The 19,359-nt window shown below is 50.3% G+C and carries 13 protein-coding genes; 12 read left to right on the forward strand and 1 reads right to left on the reverse strand.

Annotation, left to right across the window (positions count from 1 at the left end):
* Positions 1–359: 359 nt before the first annotated feature.
* A complete protein-coding gene (locus tag LZG72_RS28720; protein WP_233878664.1) occupies positions 360–2,495 on the reverse strand; it encodes a hypothetical protein in 2,136 nt (711 codons plus the stop codon).
* A 158-nt stretch (positions 2,496–2,653) separates the two neighbouring features.
* Here LZG72_RS28720 and LZG72_RS28725 point away from each other — a divergent pair, with 158 nt between their 5' ends.
* From LZG72_RS28725 to LZG72_RS28780, 12 genes are all read left to right on the forward strand, one after another.
* Positions 2,654–5,170: a phosphocholine-specific phospholipase C gene (locus tag LZG72_RS28725; protein ID WP_233878665.1), complete on the forward strand. Its 2,517-nt coding sequence runs from the start codon at positions 2,654–2,656 to the stop codon at positions 5,168–5,170.
* Between the two features lie 25 nt (positions 5,171–5,195).
* Complete coding sequence (locus LZG72_RS28730) at positions 5,196–6,368, forward strand: cytochrome-c peroxidase (protein WP_233878667.1); 1,173 nt, start codon at positions 5,196–5,198, stop codon at positions 6,366–6,368.
* A 334-nt stretch (positions 6,369–6,702) separates the two neighbouring features.
* Positions 6,703–7,449, forward strand: a complete 747-nt coding sequence (locus LZG72_RS28735) for a carbohydrate-binding family 9-like protein (protein ID WP_233878669.1) — start codon at positions 6,703–6,705, stop codon at positions 7,447–7,449.
* Positions 7,450–7,457: 8 nt separating this feature from the next.
* Positions 7,458–8,393: an SMP-30/gluconolactonase/LRE family protein gene (locus LZG72_RS28740; RefSeq protein WP_233878670.1), complete on the forward strand. Its 936-nt coding sequence runs from the start codon at positions 7,458–7,460 to the stop codon at positions 8,391–8,393.
* Complete coding sequence (locus tag LZG72_RS28745; RefSeq protein ID WP_233878672.1) at positions 8,390–9,496, forward strand: bile acid:sodium symporter family protein; 1,107 nt, start codon at positions 8,390–8,392, stop codon at positions 9,494–9,496. The genes LZG72_RS28740 and LZG72_RS28745 overlap by 4 nt, the downstream gene beginning before the upstream one ends.
* Before the next feature lie 62 nt (positions 9,497–9,558).
* On the forward strand, positions 9,559–11,028 hold the full coding sequence (locus LZG72_RS28750; protein WP_233878674.1) for a M81 family metallopeptidase: 1,470 nt from the start codon (positions 9,559–9,561) through the stop codon (positions 11,026–11,028).
* 30 nt (positions 11,029–11,058) lie between these two features.
* Positions 11,059–11,595 (forward strand): RidA family protein, encoded by a 537-nt coding sequence (locus LZG72_RS28755; protein ID WP_233878675.1) that lies wholly within the window; start codon positions 11,059–11,061, stop codon positions 11,593–11,595.
* Positions 11,596–11,641: 46 nt separating this feature from the next.
* Positions 11,642–13,435 (forward strand): gamma-glutamyltransferase, encoded by a 1,794-nt coding sequence (gene ggt / locus LZG72_RS28760; protein WP_233878677.1) that lies wholly within the window; start codon positions 11,642–11,644, stop codon positions 13,433–13,435.
* Positions 13,436–13,500: 65 nt separating this feature from the next.
* Positions 13,501–14,877 carry a hypothetical protein gene (locus LZG72_RS28765; RefSeq protein ID WP_233878679.1) on the forward strand — a complete coding sequence of 459 codons (1,377 nt, stop codon included), beginning with the start codon at positions 13,501–13,503 and terminating at the stop codon, positions 14,875–14,877.
* A 23-nt stretch (positions 14,878–14,900) separates the two neighbouring features.
* Positions 14,901–16,112 (forward strand): aminotransferase class V-fold PLP-dependent enzyme, encoded by a 1,212-nt coding sequence (locus LZG72_RS28770; protein ID WP_233878681.1) that lies wholly within the window; start codon positions 14,901–14,903, stop codon positions 16,110–16,112.
* A 32-nt stretch (positions 16,113–16,144) separates the two neighbouring features.
* Complete coding sequence (locus LZG72_RS28775) at positions 16,145–17,401, forward strand: amidohydrolase/deacetylase family metallohydrolase (protein ID WP_233878682.1); 1,257 nt, start codon at positions 16,145–16,147, stop codon at positions 17,399–17,401.
* 42 nt (positions 17,402–17,443) lie between these two features.
* Positions 17,444–19,213, forward strand: a complete 1,770-nt coding sequence (locus tag LZG72_RS28780; protein ID WP_233878683.1) for a PQQ-dependent sugar dehydrogenase — start codon at positions 17,444–17,446, stop codon at positions 19,211–19,213.
* Positions 19,214–19,359 lie beyond the last annotated feature (146 nt).

Raw genomic sequence — 19,359 nt, forward strand, 5'->3', positions numbered from 1 at the left:
CCAGCGGGGCCTCCTGTTTGTCGCCGGTTTCAGGAGGCCCCGCCGGGGCCTGTAACTTCTTGGATTGCTTTTTCTAGAAACAGGAAGCTCCGCCGGAGCTGCTTTTCGGTTCCACGAAAACGTCCAGCCGCAGAGCGGCTTCCTGTTTCTGGAAAAAATAACAACGAAGAAAATGATGAGTAAGAAGACGCACGCAGCCGCAGAGCGGCTCCCTGTTTCTGGGAAAGTAACAACGAAGAAAAATGATCAGATAAGAAGACACGTCCAGCCGTAGAGCGGCTTCCTGTTTCTAGAAAAAACACGATCCCAGATGAAAAATGGGCTCCGTGAGGTGCCTCCTGATCGCTGGCTTCGTGACTTCACTTACCCGACTTACCCCCCAACAACCCATGATAATATGCCAGATAATACGGAAGCAAAAAGAACGTCCCTTCGTGCTCTTCGTGACCATCGCCTTCGGATGCCAGTAATGCGAAACCGTCGCGGTCCTGGCGCACGTGGCCGCGCTCGTCAATGGGTAATGCGTAGCCGTCCATCCGCCATCCGATGTTTTTTTCCTGCATCGGGGAGGAGTCGAAAACGACGTCGAGACGGTGGGTGTTATCCATTGTGTAACCGATGAGGTCGAGCGGGACTTTTTGGAGATTATCGAGAATGTAGTCGGTGCGGTAATTTCCTTTGTAATGGCCTTTGACCACCTTGGAAGCATACAACCTGTTTTCCGGGAAAAGACCTTTGTTTTCAAACAGTTTCTGATCGGCCTGCTGAGTGAAGCGATTGGCAAGTGAGGCGTAAATAGCGTCCCAGAATGCATTTTTCTGCTTGCTGATATGCTGCCACGCTACTTCCAATCCTTGACGGTACATGAGTAAGAGCGAAGGATCGGTCTCGTAGTTGATCAGACCGTATATGCTCATCAGACAAAGGTTATTATCCCAGGGAACGACGTTTTCAGGCGGGAAAAATTCTTTGGGGTGCATCGCATTGATGTGGTAATTGTATTTGTCACGCAGGATTTTGGCTTCGCGGTCGTATTTTGCGTCGCCGGTAACATGTTTTGCGACATTCAAAAACGAGAGCATCATCATGGAATTCAGCCCGCGCTGATCGTAGCCGTAAACCGAATTGACATACTCCGGCGAAAAATCGCCCCAGCGGGTGACTTTGCCGTCGTGATCTACCAGTTTATATCCGTGACGCACCAGATGGTCGGTAATGTCGCCGACTACCTCCCGCACGGCCTGTTTTTCCTCCTCCGTTTTAGCCACCAGATCATAATAAATGCCGTAGAAGAAAAAATGCCCGGCGAGCTCGTCTGAACTCGTATCGCATTTCCAGTAATACTTCCCGTCTTTGCTTTTCGAAAAACGGGGGAAGATATCCTTCCACATCGGGTCCCGCTCCTGGTTCCGGAGATTGGCTTCGTGACTATACACTTCATTTACTGGTTCGTGCCAGTCTACCGGGATAATGACCCGCGCCGGAAATCCTTTTTCATGCGTAATGTCCACCAGCCATTTACACGATTTGAAGCTCCGGTCGGCCAGTGCTTTTGCCTCCGGATCGCCCGTGGCGGCGTACCTGAATGCCTGCGCCGCTCCGTACATGGCGGTATACATTCCGTCATTGTCCGAAATCGCTACTTCCGAAGTGGCCGCATTGAATTGTTCTTTTAAATGGCTCTGAGCGACAAAACCCATCCGATTGTGACGTTCTTCTACCTGTTTTGTGAAAAAACGTGCCTTTTCTTCCAATGATAAAGAAACGCGGGAGATCTGGCTGATGCCTTTGTCGGTGCCGATCCAGGCGGTACCATTATCCGGCTGCACTGCAATCGTGTTCACCTGGTCATCCGGAAGCCAGCGGCGACTGAACCGGTATTTGAATTGGTCGTTTTCAACTTCAATAGCCCCTTTTTTTGTGCCGAACCAAACCGTCCCATTCAGACCGGCGGCTGCGCAGGTGAATTGGTTATAGGGAAGACCTTCCTTACCCGTGAACAGTTTCCATTTAGTCCCATCCAGGTAACCCAATCCTTCTTCCGAGCCAAACCACAGCCTTCCTTTAGAATCCGTGACCAGGGCGGCAACATTTCGGAGCGACCAGGAATACTGATCATTCTTCGGAAAGATCCTTTCCGGTTTTTTGCCATTTTTATAAAAATATAAACCTTCCCCGCATCCGATCGCATATCCGCCCTGGTATGGAACACCAGCAAGTATTTTAGTTCCGGCGATCACTGGCAACCCGGCATTTGACGCCGGTTTTTCAGTAGAAACAGAAGTCCATTTTCCTTCTCTGAACTGCACCGGCTTACCCGCAATAAATGCGACGGGCTGATTATTTTTCAATGTAATCTTCGTGATCTTCCCATCAGGTAATCCTTCTTTGGATGAATGGACCGTCACCACTTCCTGAATAAATTTCTGATCGGGTACCGACTGTGCGGACAGGTGGATAGGGATTAGCAGGAGCCAGTAAATGAGCGATTTCATGCAGTAGATAAGCGAAGATTTAGACAAATTAACGCACTTTATACTTACCGTGATCTTAAAGAGGCTACTGCCGCGAGCGTGTTATGATATCATTAACACTAAGTATTGAAACCGTCCAATTTGCTTTATTGCGTAATAAATAAAACGAATTACCTGAAATGGATTCAAGAAGAGAATTTTTGAAAAAGGCTGCTATGCTGACCAGCGGCGCAGGAATGATGGGTTTTCTACCCGAGTCGGTGCAGCGCGCCATGGCCATTCACCCCGATCCCGGCACGACTTATCTCGACGCCGAGCATGTGGTCATTTTAATGCAGGAAAACCGTTCCTTCGATCACACTTATGGGAAGTTACAAGGTGTGCGGGGCTTCAATGACCCCCGTGCGATCTCTCTGCCCAACAAAAATAAAGTATGGTTGCAAACGGATAAAAAAGGAGATACCTACGCGCCATTCCGGCTCGATATTAAAAATACAAAAGCGACCTGGATGCACGATCTGCCGCATTCCCGTGAATCTCAGGTGGATGCCTATAATGGCGGCAAATATGATAAGTGGCTGACTTCCAAAAGATCCAGCCATAAGGAGTATTCGGATATGCCGCTTACACTTGGGTATTACGACCGCGAAGACCTTCCATTTTACTATGCATTCGCGGATGCATTCACGGTTTGTGACCAGAATTTTTGCTCATCCATGACCCCCACGCACCCGAACCGCTACTATTTGTGGTCGGGAACGATCCGCGAAACGCCGGACATTGATTCGCTCGCCGTGGTGCGGAATAGTTATTTTTCAATCAATAAAACGGTTAAATGGAAGACATTCCCCGAGCGGCTGCACGAGGCGGATGTTTCGTGGAAATTTTACCAGAATGAAGTCGGCGCCATTATGCAATTCCATCCGGGATTGGGTTCGTGGCTGAGCAATTTTGGCTGCAACCCTCTTGAGAGATATGCCCAGTACCACGTCAAATCTTCCGCGGATTACATTCATTACGCCAAGCTTGAAGTTGAAAAACTCAAAAAAGAACTGCCGGACTTAAAGGAAAAACTGGCGGCAGCAACGGCCGAGGAGAAAACCAAACTCTCAAAAAGCTACGATAACCAGGCAGCATTACTGGAAAAATATGAGAAAGACCTGGCCGAGTACAGTGATGAAAATCTCAAAAAATTCTCGGTGAAGGAACGCGACCTGCATCACCGTGCATTTGTCTCGAATCGGGAAGACCCTGATTATCTCAAACTGAGCACGATTACTTACGAGGCAAACGGCGAAAAAAGGAAAGTGCAGGTTCCAAAAAGCGACATTTTTTATCAGTTCCGGAAAGATGTGAAAGAAGGAAAGCTGCCGACGGTTTCATACCTGGCAGCCCCGCAAAACTTTTCAGATCACCCGTCCGCACCCTGGTATGGCGCCTGGTACGTTTCCGAAACGCTGGATATCCTCACCCAGAACCCGGAGATATGGAAGAAGACGATCTTTATTTTGTGTTATGACGAAAACGACGGCTACTACGACCATGTGCCGCCATTCTCCATTCCGAATCCATTCAAAGCTGATTCGGGGAAAGTGTCGGAAGGCATTGATATAAAGGCGGAATATGTAACCCTGGAACAAGATCAGTCGCAGGTGCCCAAAGCCAATGCACGGGAAGGCGCGATCGGGCTAGGTTTCCGCGTGCCGCTGGTGGTGGCTTCGCCGTGGTCGCGCGGGGGCAAAGTGTGCTCGCAGGTTTTCGACCACACTTCCATTATCCAGTTCCTGGAAGAATTTACAAGCCATAAATCCGGTAAGAAGATCAAAGAAACCAACATAACGGAATGGAGAAGAACGATCTGCGGCAACATCAGTTCCGTTTTTCAGCCTTATGATCCTTCTGCTTACAAAAAACCGCAGCCGGTTAACCGCGACGAATTTGTAGAGACGATCCATAAAGCACAATTCCGGGATGCGCCCTCGAATTTTAAATCACTGTCGGCGAGCGAAATTGCGGAGATTAATAAAAATGCTTCATCGGGCCCATACCTGCCCAGGCAGGAGCCGGGCACGCGGCCTTCGTGCGCCATTCCCTACGAATTATATGTGGAAGGCAATCTTTCTAAGGACAAAAAGACATTTGAGATAGCACTGAATGCCGGAAATAAGGTTTTTGGGAAAAAAGCAGCCGGGGCGCCATTTATTATTTATGCCATGAATCCGTACCGCGGCGAGGAGCTCGGCGTCTGGAATTATGCGGTGAAAGCCGGGGATACATTACAACAAACGTGGAACATATCCGATTTCGAAGGTGGGAAATATCATTTGAGAGTATATGGGCCAAATGGATTTTTCCGCGAGTTTGCTGGCGACGGCAACGATGTGGATACTGTCGTAACCTGTGCTTACGCCCAGGACAAAGCCGGTAAATTGAAAGGCGACTTGTTGTTCACCATTGACAATAAAAGCGGCAAAGCAGCTTCAATTGTGATCATGGATCATGCATATGGAGAAAAACCATTAAATGTAAGAGTAGCAGCCGGCGGTCGATCACAGACCGTGGTGCCGCTTTCCAAAAGCCACAATTGGTATGATGTCAGCGTGCAAATTGACCAGTCGACTACGATACGGAGGTACGCAGGCCACGTCGAAACAGGCAAGGAAAGTGTAACGGATCCGTTTATGGGAAGGAGTTAATGAACTGACAACGGCTGGAAAACGTATGCATCCCACTTATATCGTTTTTTTGTTGGTATTGCTTTGCAGCGGCTGCGGGGGAGAACGGGATACGATGCGGAAAAAAAAGCCCCGCGTAGTCGAATCGATCGCCGACCTGGGCGCATTGCCCCTGCACGCCACCGACCCAAAAGACAATCCCTCGACTCCGGAAAAGGTCAACCTGGGCCGGCTGCTGTTTTTCGATCCGGTCCTGTCAGGCAATAAAGACGTTTCCTGCGCGACATGCCATCAGCCAGAATTTAATTACGCCGAATTTCTCGAAACGTCCATTGGTGTAAATGGCAGAGGATTGGGAAGCAAGCGGAGATTTTTGGATCAAAACGACATTCCGTTCGTGAAAAGAAACTCCCAAAGTATTTTAAATACCGCCTTTAACGGGATTGCCAATAACAAAAGCTATCGGCCCGAATTGGCGCCGATGTTCTGGGACCTGAGAGCGAAAGGGCTCGAAGCGCAGGCATTGGAGCCGATCAAAACGCTGGAAGAAATGAGGGGCACAGGAATCCAGGATCACATGATCCTGGATGAGATCATCGAACGCATTAAGCGGATTCCCACTTATAATCAACTGTTTTCGAGCGCTTTTTCAGCCGATCCGGAACCGGTTAATCAGCGCAATTTATCGAAAGCCATTGCTGCCTACGAGCGGACGCTGATAGCCACAAACACCCGGTTTGACCAGTATATGCGCGGTGACAGTAATGCGCTGTCGACGAGCGAAAAGGATGGAATGAATGCGTTTCTGGTTACGGGCTGTGCAAAATGTCACTCGGGGCCGATGTTCTCCGACTTTAAACTGCATACGCTGGGCGTACCTGACACGGGTAACCGAACAGAAAGTGACGCAGGCGCCAACAACGATTATGCTTTCAGGACACCAACCTTGCGTAACCTGCGCTACACGGCACCTTACATGCACAGCGGCAAGTTCGCGACGCTGGACCAGGTGCTGATGTTTTACGAAGACATCGCGGGAGGTAAGATTTTGAACCCAAATGTGAAGGCAGGCGGCATTGATTCGCTCGCCACACATATGGACGTTAATTTCAAAGACATTTCAAAAATCGTCGAATTTTTAAATACCCTTAACGACGATGCTTTTGACAAAACAGTCCCGGCTTCCGTGCCGAGTGGTTTACCGGTAACCGGACTTTAACACCTTATTGCAGTTCGTCAAAAGCAAACAATCTCTCAGCCATTTTTTTGTCGCGACTATAAAAATCTTTCCGGAAATTAAGTTTGCCGGTATGATCTACCGACGTGAATATCGCTTGTCGCGACGCTTTGAAGGGTCGGCTGGACTGTGTATTTGTGAGTCGTCAATAGGTTACATATTTCGCAGATCAACACGATAGTATCAGGATTGCGAACAATAGTACAAGTATTTGATGGAGACGAAATATAGTTTTGTTAAAATCAAAAAGGTTGAAATAATACCGATGTCAATGGCGAAGTTCGTAAACGAATTATCTAAGATACTTAAAAGTTGCATGCTGTCTATTACGTTCGCAGCAGCCATTTCAGCCGGTTCTGCACGGGCACAACCGGTCGAAAAGGCTAAAAGCATGGAGGCGCCTCTGACGTATGAAGTTGTGCGCGCCAAAAAGCCGGTGCGGATCGACGGGGACTGGAACAAATCCGACTGGAAAAAAACGAAATCTATTACCATTGAAAAATACATGGGCGCCATCCCGCCGTTTAAACCGGCCGTGGAAGCGAAAATGATGTATGACAATGAAAATGTGTATGTGATTTTCCGGGTCAAAGATAGGTATGTCCGGAGCCTGGTCCAGGAATACAATGGCAACGTTTCAGGAGATGCGTGCGTGGAATTCTTTTTCTCACCCGACGCTGCATTGCCCGAGCGGTACTTCAACCTGGAAGTAAATGCGGGCGGCACGCCGTTGATTTTTTATGTGACCAAACCCTGGACCGGATTTCAAAAACTGGAAGCGGACGATATCAAACAAATTGAAATCGCACACTCGCTGCCTTCAAAAATCGACCCCGAAATTTCCGAACCCGTAACCTGGACCATCGAATACCGGGTGCCATTAACCATGCTCAAAAAATTTTCCAACGTAACCGACCCCAAACCGGGCGTGAGCTGGAAAGCTAATTTTTATAAAACAGCCAGCCAGAGCACCAACCCGCACTGGATCACCTGGTCGCATGTAGACAATGCTAAACCCAACTTCCATTTACCCCAGTTTTTTGGTACCCTCATTTTTAAGTAGCGAGTACAATGAAAATCACTTTTTCAGGTAATGCGATAACAACGTTTTTGGCTCTAACACTTTTGATCTTGGAAACTGCTTCCGACAACAACGCCCAGTCGCTTCCCGCCGGCGAATTGTACAAATCCTCCGTTTTTACGCCTGCCCGCAGTTTTACTTCCGGCGCGGAAGGTCCGGCTGTTGACCGGAACGGCGTATTGTATGCGGTGAATTTTGAAAAACAAGGCACGATAGGACAGGTTACCCCGGAAGGAAAAGGCAGCATTTTCGTAGAGCTTACGGGTGGGAGCGTCGGCAACGGGATCCGCTTTCACAGCAAAGGCGACATGTTCATCGCCGATTATAAAAACCACAATATTCTGCGGGTTAACATGGCTACGAAGCAGATCAGCGTCTTTGCCCACGAGCCTAAAATGAACCAGCCCAACGACATCGCCATCGATGACAAGGACCGGCTCTATGCCAGCGACCCGAACTGGGGCAACGGCACCGGCAACATCTGGCGGATCGACACCGACGGAAAAGTGACGTTGCTGGAAGCCAATACCGGCACGAGCAACGGCATCGAGGTAAGTCCCGACAACAAGACATTATATGTAAATGAAACCGTGCAGCGGAAGGTTTGGGCGCACGATCTGGCGAAAGACGGCAGCATCAGCAACAAGCGTCTGCTGATCGAATTTCCCGATTTTGGAATGGATGGAATGCGCTGCGATTCGAAGGGAAATCTGTACATCACCCGCCACGGAAAAGGTACCATCGCCAAAGTCTCGCCAGCAGGAAAAGTGCTGCTGGAAATTCCGGTCGGTGGCAAACAGCCGAGTAACCTTGCTTTTGGTGGCAAAGACGGCCGCACCGTCTACGTCACCTTGCAGGATACCGGCAATGTGGAAAAGTTTCAGGTCGAAGATCCGGGACGTGAATGGACAATGTTGAAAAAATGAGCAAGAATCTATTTTACAAGGCCGCCCTTGCGCTTTCCCTGATCTGCCTGATGGTCACGCTCGGGATGATTTTCGAGGACAATATCTCGTCTGCCGGCCCGTTTTTCGTCACTTTTCTGATCGCTTTGTCCATCAGTTTCCGAGGTATACCTGCCCTGAAAGGTCTGGCCTTTACTGTTTTTATATTAGGCGTTTCCGCTACCGCGCTCTATTATCCGGTGCTGTTTACAAGCGTAAATGGTTTCGAGCTGGCATTGCTGATCACCCCGCTCGTGCAGCTGATCATGTTTGGAACGGGTTCTTCGATGGGGTATAAAGATTTTGTAGAACTCTATAAATCGCCCAAATCGGTGATTGTGGGAGTGCTCGCCCAATTTATCATCATGCCTCTGCTGGGTTTCCTGCTGGCAAAAGCCACGGATTTTCCCCCTGAAATTTCGGCAGGAATTATCCTGCTGGGATGCGCGCCTACTTCTGTTACCGCGAGCCTGTTTGCCTATCTGGCCAAAGCCAATGTGGCGCTCGCCATTACCGTTACTTCCCTGACAACCCTGCTGGCGCCGCTGCTGATCCCATTGCTGATGAAGCTTTTTGCAGACGGTTTTATCGAGATCGACGTGCTCGGTATGATGTGGGGAATGATCAAAATGGTGCTTCTGCCGATCGCAGCCGGGTTGCTGTTCAATAAACTGCTCAGCGGACGGGCCAAATGGCTCGACGCCAGTATGCCTTACGTTTCGATGTTTGGCGTGGCGCTCATTGTCGCCATCATCATGGCCGCCGGGCGCGACAGCATTCTCAATATCGGTTTTACACTGCTGATGGTCGTGCTCGTGCATAATCTGCTGGGCTATTTATTTGGCTACCTGGGCGCGAGATTGTGCAGACTAAACGAACGGGATTGCCGGACCATCGCGATCGCCACGGGCATGCAGAATGCCGGGCTGGTTTCCGGCATCGCGAAAGTAATGGGCAAGATCGCCACAGTAGGGCTGGCCTCCGCGATCTGCGGGCCGATCATGGGATTGACGGCCTCGGTGCTCGCTTCTTACTGGAGTGGACTGGCTGCGAAGGAAAATTCTGGGAATGAGACGGTTGGGTAGTGTTTTTTTGTGAGATGTGAGATGTGAGATGTGAGAGGTGAAATAACGATAAAATGAGTGTTATGTTGAGACGAATTGCTTTGCTGGGGATTTATCATGAATCAAATACATTTGCATTAAGTCCTACCACCCTGACCGACTTTGAAAACGGTCATTCGCTAACGGGAAACGATATACGAAAGGAATATCAGGATGCGCACCACGAGGTAGGAGGGATGATCGAGGTGATCGACCGGGCGGGAATGGAACTTGTGCCCGTTGTTTTTTCCGAGGCTACCCCCGGCGGTACGATTTCAGCAGAAACATACGAAACGCTGCTGGACCAGATGCTTGAAAAACTGGATGCGGTTTTGCCCGTGGACGGTGTGCTGGTGGTACCGCACGGCGCGGGTGTCAGCGAAGATTTCCCCGATATGGACGGCCACTGGATTAGTAAGATCCGCAAAAAGCTGGGACCAGACATGCCTATTGTTGGCACTCTCGACCTGCATGCCAATGTGAGCCCGCTCATGGCAGAGTCTGCAAATGCATTGGTATCCTATAAAAAGAACCCGCACATTGACCAGCGGCAGACCGGCAAAGCCGCCGCGGAAATCCTGGTGAAAATGGTTAATAGTGAAGCCAAACCAATTCAGGCACTCATTCAGATACCACTCGCCATCAGCATTGAGCAGCATTTTACCAGCAACGAACCCTGCAAAAGTCTGTACGCATTAGCCGACGAACTGAGCAAAATGGAGGGCATTTTATCTATTAGCATACTGCTCGGCTTTCCATACGCCGATGTGCAGGAAATGGGGACTTCTCTGATAGTTGTTTCCGACAATCACGCAGATCTCGCAACCCGGATCGGGAAGCAGCTGGAATCGTACATCCTCGATAACCGGGACCTTTTTATTGGTATAAAAAATGACATTCCCGCCACCATTGATATGATCGGCCAAAAAGAAAAACCTGTCCTGCTGCTCGATATGGGCGATAATATTGGGGGTGGTAGTCCGGGTAACAACATTTGCCTGCTCGAAGGGCTGGAAGAAGATGGTACCTATAAATATTTCGTTTGCCTCTACGATCCCGAGGCGGTGCAACGTGCGTCGAAGCATCAGCCTGGGGAAACTTTCAGCTTATCCATGAATGGGACCGTAAAAGACGGTTCGAAGAATATCGAATTGGAAGTGAAGCTGTTGCGATTGTCGGACGGGCATTTTACAGAAGCGAACCCGAGGCACGGCGGTCAGGCGAATTATGATATGGGAAAAACGGCGGTTGTAGCCAGGCCGAATGGCAGCGTCATCATGCTCACTTCCCTGCGCGTCCCGCCATTCAGCCTCGGCCAGCTCACCTCCTGCGACGTAGATCCCGAAGCATTTGACGTCATTATTGCCAAAGGTGTAGTTGCCCCGCTCGCGGCTTATGCGCCCGTTTGCCCGTCAATTATCCAGGTCAATACACCCGGAGTTACCCAGGCTGATATGACGATGTTTTCGTATAAAAACCGAAGGAAACCATTGTTCCCTTTTGAAAATCCATAAAACAACATTTTAACCCATTACTTAAAAAACATGAAGAATCTATTCCTAATCCCGATGATGATGGTGCTTTTGCTTGCGCAGTCAGCCGACGCGCAAGTAAAAAGCACCGACCCCGAAGTGCGGTTGAAAGAAATGGGGATTACCTTAAAAACGCCGGCAAAACCGACCGCCAATTTCCTGCTTGCCGTGCGCGTGGGCAACCTGGTATACCTGTCAGGCCACGGGCCGGTAAAAGCCGATGGCGAGTATATGAAAGGCAAAGTGGGCGATCAGGTCGATTTTGATCAGGCTAAAGAAGCCGCGAGGCTGACCGGCATTTCGCTTTTGTCTGCATTAAAAGCCGAGATCGGTGATCTCAATAAAGTAAAAAGGATCGTGAAAGTTTTGGGTATGGTCAATGCGGTACCCACGTTCGACCGTCACTCGCAGGTAATCAATGGTTTTTCGGATTTTATGGTGGAAGTTTTTGGCGAGAATGGAAAGCACGCCCGCTCGGCAATTGGTCTGGGTTCGCTGCCAATGGGCATTCCCGTCGAAATTGAAATGATCGTAGAATTGAAAGAATAAGTGCCTTTCCGTCAGCCGATTCTGTTTCAGTAAAAGCAATTTAATTATGAAAATAAAAAAGAGATCCGTCTGCGGCAAGATCCTGTTTTCCGCACTGGCAGCAGCATTAGTCCTGGGAAATATCGAAGACTCCATGGCGCAGGCTGCGAAAAATAACCTGCGCCCCGCCTCGCTTGGGAAACTCGGTATGGTAACCTCCGCCAACCCGCTCGCGAGCCTGGCCGGACAAAAGATCCTGATCAAAGGCGGAAATGCGATCGACGCCATTGTGGCTACGGCTGCTTCGTTGAATGCCGTTGAACCGTATATGTCGGGCACGGCGGGGGTGGGGTATATGCTTTTTTATTCGGCCAAAGAAAAGAAAGTGAGGTCGCTCGTTTTCGGAGGCTGGGTGCCTACGAATTTTGATGCAAAAGCCATGAAAACCGATGCCAAACTTGCCGACGGCGCGGGGCACGGCGGTATGGAAACGATCGGGCCGAGAACGCCGGCCGTTCCGGGAAACCTGGCAGGCTGGAACCGCGCACTTAAAGATTATGGTACGATGTCGCTTTCGCAGGTTTTTGAAACGACCATTGAATACCTCGAAAACGGCGTGCCGATCACGGAATTTGACCAGGCTATGTGGGAAGGTACGCTCGACCGCGTTTCACCGCATCCGGAAGCCGCCGCGATTTTCCTGAAACCCGATAAATCAGTCTACAAGATCGGAGACTTTTTTACCAATAAGCCGCTCGCCAAAACCATGCGGCGGATTGCCAAAGAGGGGATCGATGTGTTTTACAAAGGAGAGATCGCGCAGGAAATGGCGGCAGCATTCAAGCGTGACGGAGGGTTTATTTCCGTCGAAGACCTGGCGTCCGTGCAGGATAAGGTTCAATGGGTAGATCCGATTTCTGTCAAATACCGCGATTATACCGTTTACAACAATCCGCCTCCGGGAATGGGCATTCAGCAGTTGCAGGTCCTGAAGATCATGGAAGGATTTGACCTGAAAAAAATGGGACATAACAGCACCGAATACCTGGCGCATTTGATGGAGGCCATTTACCTGAGCCGCATTGATACGGACAAATATGTGGGTGACCCAAAGTTTGTGAATGTGCCTGTAATCATGCTTTTGTCAGATACTTATATCACTTCCCAGAGAGCGAAAGTGGTGGCTAATATCAAAAATCGGAAGGCTAATATGAAAAAACAGTCGATGCTCGAAAAAGTACCTGGCCATTTCGAGAATTCCATTCCGGATCAATACAAATATGCGACGACGAGCTTGTCGGCGGTCGACCAATGGGGAAATGCGGTGGTGATCATTCAGACGCATGGCGGGGGATTTGGCTCGGGATATGTGGCGGGTAAAACAGGCGTGGTGTTCAACAGCGCATTGGATTGGATGACATTGGTACCCGGCCAGGCCAACACGGTAGCGCCGGGAAAAGCGGTGGGCTGGTGCATTGGCGGGATGATGCAGTTTCACAAAAACGGCAAACCCGAGCTGATCGTCGGCTCGCCGGGGAGCTTCGGGATATTGCAGTCCGTGCCGCAGGTTGCCATGAATGTCGTGGACTTTGGTATGAATATCCAGGATGCGATCAGCGCGCCGAGGTTTCGCTGGAAAGATGAGCTGGGTTCCGTCCCGGCGAAAGAACTGATCATCGAAACAAGAATTCCTGAAAAAACACTGCAGGAACTCCGAGATATGGGATATGTGCTGGATACCAGCCTGGGCGAATGGTCGATGACCGTCGGTGGCGCGCAGGGGATTACCATCGACCACAAAACCGGCTGGTTCATGGGCGGGGCTGACCCGAGAAGAAATGGCTATTCCATTGGCTGGTAGGTACCGACCGATTTTTTATAACCGAAATGTGATCAAAATACAATTCCTGAACCCAAGAACTTACGATGAAATCAGAAGAAAACAACCCAAGACGCCAGTTTATCAAAAAATCAGCGGGCGCAGCAGCAAGCTTTTCAATGTTGTCAGGAATTTTCCCAAATGGTTTTATCAACCTTACCGGTCCTGACACCGAAATCGCGGCGGAAAAACCAACGTCGTCGCCCGGTGCATTGAAACGCATTGCCGTCATTGCCAATACGTACCGCAACAGTGCCCATGCGGACGTGATCATCACCAAACTCTTTGTAGGTATACCAACCGACGACGGCATGGTTGCCCCGCAAGTCCAGGTCGTGTCCATGTGGATAGACCAGATCGGCGCAAACGATACAGGGGTAAGGATTGCCAAAATGAACAACACGCCCCTATACCCGACCATTGCAGAAGCATTGACGCTGGGTGGCGACAAGCTGGCTGTGGATGCGGTGATCTACATCGGCGAGCACGGAGATTATCCCAACAGCCGGCTGGGCGTGAAAATGTACCCCCGCATGAATTACCTCGAACAGATCTTCCGCGTATTTGACGCGTCCACTAAATCGGTCCCGCTTTTTTCCGATAAACACCTGGCATACAGCTGGCTGGATAGCAAATGGGTGTACGACCGCGCGCAGGAACTGAATGTTCCGATGATGGCCGGCTCATCGCTGCCGTACTGCTGGCGCGATCCCATGCTGGTACATCCGCTCGGGACGAAGATCAGCGAGGCGGTGGCCATTGGGTATGCGTCGCTGGATGCATATGGTTTCCACGTGCTGGAAATCCTGCAGTGCATGGTGGAGCGGCGGGCAGGAGGGGAAACCGGCGTGGCCAGCGTGCAGGGCTTAACCGGCGACGCAGTCTGGAAGGCGATTGATGACGGAAAAATCTCGAAAGAACTTGTGGAAGCCGCATGTAATTCTGTCAAAAACAGAGCGCCCGGCAGCATGCGCGACATCGTAAAAGATCCGAAAGCGGTGATTATACGGTATAGCGACGGGCTGAAAGGTGCGATCCTGATGCTCGATGAACTGGTGAAGACCGGCTGGGCATATGCGGCCAAAACTGGCGGCAAAACCGTAGCCACTGAATTTGTGCTCGACGATAGCATGAGCTACTCGCATTTCAGTTATCTTACTCTTAACATCCAGAAGTTTTTGGTATCGGGCAAACCGCAGGGGCCGGTGGAAAGAACACTGCTCACGAGCGGGATCATCGACATGGGCATCCGGTCGGTGGTAGATGGCGGAAAAGAGCGTAAAACACCTTTTTTGAATGTAAAATATTCTGCGGCGGGCATCGAACCCATCTTACCTTCCGCCCCCCGGCCAACCGGCCAGAGCATCGGCCCCTGGCCTCCGAAAGGATACGAGTTTATCATTCCCGATAAGTTTAAAAAGTAACAAAACCTTAAAAATCAAAACATATGCGTCGCCGGGATTTGTTGAGAGGATTGTCCGCGCTGCCCGTTGCGGCTGGGGTATCGGGTCAGGTATTTGCTGGGAAAACGGCGGTTTCGCCACCGAAACGGGACCTTTTTAAAGAGCTGGGCCTCCGCACCTTTATCAATGCAGCCGGAAATTACACGTCCATGACGGCTTCATTAATGCCCCAGGAAGTGCTGGACGCTATTAATGCAGGAGCAGGAGAGTATGTGATGCTGGAAGAAGTGCAAGATAAAGTAGGCGTAAAGATCGCCGAAATCTGCCGCTCGGAAGCTGCGATGGTCACCGCCGGATGCTGGTCTGCGCTGGTACTGGGAATGGCCGGGGTACTTACCGGCATGGACAACAAGAAGGTCATGCAGCTTCCTTTTCTGGAAGGTACAGGCATGAAATCGGAAGTAATTGTCCAGAAAACACACGCCAACGGGTACCACCTCGCGCTGACGAATGCGGGCGTCAAGATCATCACCGTAGAAACGCGCGATGAAGTCGAAAAAGCCATTAATGAAAAAACGGCGCTGCTGTGGTTCTTAAACCGCGAAGCGCCGGAAGGGAAAATCAAGCATCAGGAGTGGCTGGACATTGCGAAAAAGCATAACCTCCCGACCATGATCGATATTGCAGCGGACGTGCCGCCGGTCGAGAATCTCTGGAAATACAATGAGATGGGTTTCGACCTGGTTTGCATTTCCGGTGGAAAGGCCATGCGCGGGCCGCAAAGTGCAGGGATTTTAATGGGTAAAAAAGAACTGATCGCCGCCGCCCGCCTTAGTGCGCCTCCCCGCAGCGGAATTGGTCGCGGCCAAAAAGTAAACAAAGAAGAAATTCTCGGCATGTATGTCGCACTGGAAAAATATGTAAACACCGACCACACGAAGGAATGGAAAATATGGGAGCAGAAAATCGCGCTCATTGATAACACTGTTAAAGGGATTGCCGGTGTAAAAACCGAAATTGTTCTGCCGCCGGTTGCCAATCATACGCCATCATTGAGCATTTCCTGGGATGATAAGAAAGTGAAACTTACGAAGGAATCAATGGGTGAAAAACTCCGGACAGGTTCGCCGTCCATTGAAGTAATAGCCTGGGAAACAGATAACAACATCCGGCTGACGGTATTTATGCTAAAACCAGGCGAAGAAAAGATCGTGGCGCAACGCATTAAAGAAGAACTTGTCCGGGCATCTGCCTGAAATCAAATCATTACAATACCTATTCCCGAATCATGAGCAAAATCAGGCTATTTCTATTGTTGTTCCTGTCCGTGCCCGTCATTTCAATGGCGCAGTCTTACGATATCGTTATCAAAGGCGGCCACGTGATCGACCCGAAAAATAGTATCAACAGCGTCATGGATGTGGCGATCAAAGAGGGTAAGATCGCGCAGGTTGCCAAAAACATTCCGGCAGGCGAGGGGAAGCAGCTCGTTGATGCCGCTGGATTGTACGTGACGCCGGGGCTCATTGATATGCACGGTCACGTTTTTGCGGGAACTACGCCCGATGGCGATCTCAGCAATGGGTTCAGCGCATTGCCGCCCGACGGTTTTACCTTCCGGGTGGGCGTAACCACCATTGTGGACGCTGGCGGGGCGGGTTCCAAGTCCTTCCCTGAGTTTAAAAAGAACATCATCGACCGGTCACAAACCCGTGTGCTCGCATTTCTGAACATTTCCAGCGAAGGTATGCGGGGCGACGAATATTCGGTGTATCAGCAGGATGTGAAGTTTATGGACCCGCAGCTTGCGTCCAAGGCAGCCAAAGAATTCAAAGAATACATTGTAGGCGTGAAAGTAGCGCATTTTCACAAGTCGGATTTCATTGCGGTGGACCGCGCCCTGGAAGCCGGAAAGCTGGCGAATATCCCGGTCATGATCGATTTTGGAGGAAGCAAACCGAGGTTGTCGATTGAAGACCTGTTTATGAAAAGACTTCGCCCGGGCGATATTTTTACCCATACCTATGGCCAGATCCTGGAAACGAAAGAATCGATCGTAGACCTGGAAACCGGCAAGTTGAAGCCATTTGTGCTCGCTGCGCGCAAACGGGGCGTGATTTTCGATGTCGGTCACGGTGGAGGAAGTTTCACATACTCGCAGGCATTACCAGCCACAAAAGCAGGCTTTTATCCCGAAACCATCAGTACCGACCTGCATACCGGCAGCATGAACGGGGCTATGAAAGATATGCTGAATGTGATGTCCAAATTCATGGCTTTGAAAATGGACCTGCAAAGTGTGATCACCGCCAGCACCTGGGCACCGGCCAAAGCCATCAAGCGCGAGGAGCTCGGACATATTTCGGTTGGGGCCAATGCGGATGTCGCGATTTTGAATCTGCGGAAAGGAAAGTTTGGTTTTTATGACGTGGCCCGCTACAAGTCGGAAGGTACCGAAAAGCTGGAATGCGAGGTGACGATCAAAGGCGGAAAGATTGTTTACGACCTTAATGCGCGCTCCATGCCGCTGCCGTCGAAGCCATAAAAGTCCGTTGATTTCGAACATGCTAAACTCACTTTTGTCCGTATGAAATATTTTACTCAAACACCATTTGCAGTTTTATCAAAGGCTAAGTCTTTGGCTTTGAGCACGTCGTTGCTGCTGGGGAGCATCGGTTTTGTCAGCTACGACATGGTCGGTAAGCTGCCGAAAGGCGATGCCGATAATGGTGGCCTGGTGCTGCCGGGAGGCTTCGAGGCGGTGGTCGTAGCGGATAGTGTCGGTTCCGCCAGGCACCTGGCAATCAACCAGAACGGTGATATTTATGTCAAATTAAGGAGTGTGACCCCGAAAGGCGGGAGTGTCGCGTTGCGGGATACCGACAATGACGGCAAGGCGGACATGATCCAGAATTTCGGCGATTACGAGGATCCCGGAAGCTACGGAACCGCCATGCGCATTCACAATGATTACCTGTATTACAGCACCGCCGGAATGGTTTTCCGGAACAAGCTTACCCCTGGCAAACTTATTCCGGAAAGTAAAACGGAGACCATACTGATCGATGACTATAAAAACAAAGTGCACGGTTCCGAGCATATCGCAAAACCGATTGCTTTTGATAATGAGGGACATATGTACGTGCCTTTCGGTGCGCCGGGGGATGTGTGCCAGCTTCAAAACCGTGTCCCCGGCCTGGCCGGACAGGATCCGTGCCCGCAGCTGGAAGAGCACGGAGGTGTGTGGCAGTTTGACGCCAATAAAATCGGCCAGTTGCAATCCGACGGCAAAAGGTACGCAACGGGCATCCGGAGTATCGTGGCAATGGCGTGGAATAATACAGACAACAACCTTTACGCATTGCAGCACGGCCGCGACAACCTGGTGCGTACCTGGCCGGCTCTGTACAATACCTGGCAAAGTGCGGTACTTCCCTCGGAGGAATTTCTGCGTGTGAAAGAAGGCTCCAATGCGGGCTGGCCCTACTATTATTACGATCAGATGCAGGGAAAAAAACTGTTGAACCCGGAATATGGGGGCGACGGGAAAAAAGCGGGAAAAGGGCTTGAATTTGAGCAGCCGCTCATCGGATTTCCGGGTCACTGGGCACCGAATGACCTGCATTTTTATCAGGGCGACCAGTTTCCTGCGCGTTATAAAAACGGTGCTTTCATCGCATTTCATGGATCTACCATTCGTGCGCCTTACCCGCAGGCGGGTTACTTTGTTTGTTTTGTCCCATTCAAAAATGGAGCGCCGTCCGGGCCTTGGGAGGTTTTTGCGGATGGGTTTGCAAGAGTGGATACGATCGTGAATACGGCTGACGCCAAAGCCCGCCCGATGGGCATCGCCATGGGACCGGACGGTTCGCTTTACATTACTGAAAGCGTGAAAGGCAAGATCTGGCGGATCATGTACAAAGGCGACCGGAATAAGTTTGGAAAAACAGAGCTTGCAGCGATGGAAAAACGGAAGCAGCGTACCAATATCAAAACGCCTGATATTGTGAAAGATAACCTGGAAAAGAAAATCATGGCGGCGGGTGAACGCGCCTATAAGCTGTACTGCGGTGCCTGCCACCAGGGTGACGGAAAGGGCGATGGGAGCCGTTTTCCGCCACTGGCAGGATCGGAGCGGGTTACGGGAGATAAAAGAAAACTGATTGAGGTTATCCTGAAAGGTCTGAGCGGGCCGCTGACCGTAAAAGGTGTGGAATACAATGGAGTAATGCCGGCCCACGACTTCCTGAAAAACGAAGAGATCGCCCAGATCCTGACCTACATCCGAATGAGTTTCGGCAATAAAGCAAGCAGCGTGGGTGTGGGCGAGGTGCTTAAAGTAAAAAGCATGCAATAACAGCACCGTTTCTCCACAGAAAAAAAGGAGGGTGTCTCAATTAAAAACTGAGGCACCCTCTTTCATTTGGGTTTTTTATAACTTGGAATAACGGTTTAAAAACTCAGATCAATCGCTAAGACGCTTGTTTTGCGGGATTGCGTTGA

It is taken from the genome of Dyadobacter sp. CY323, assembly GCF_021390245.1.
Taxonomy (GTDB): Bacteria; Bacteroidota; Bacteroidia; order Cytophagales; family Spirosomataceae; genus Dyadobacter.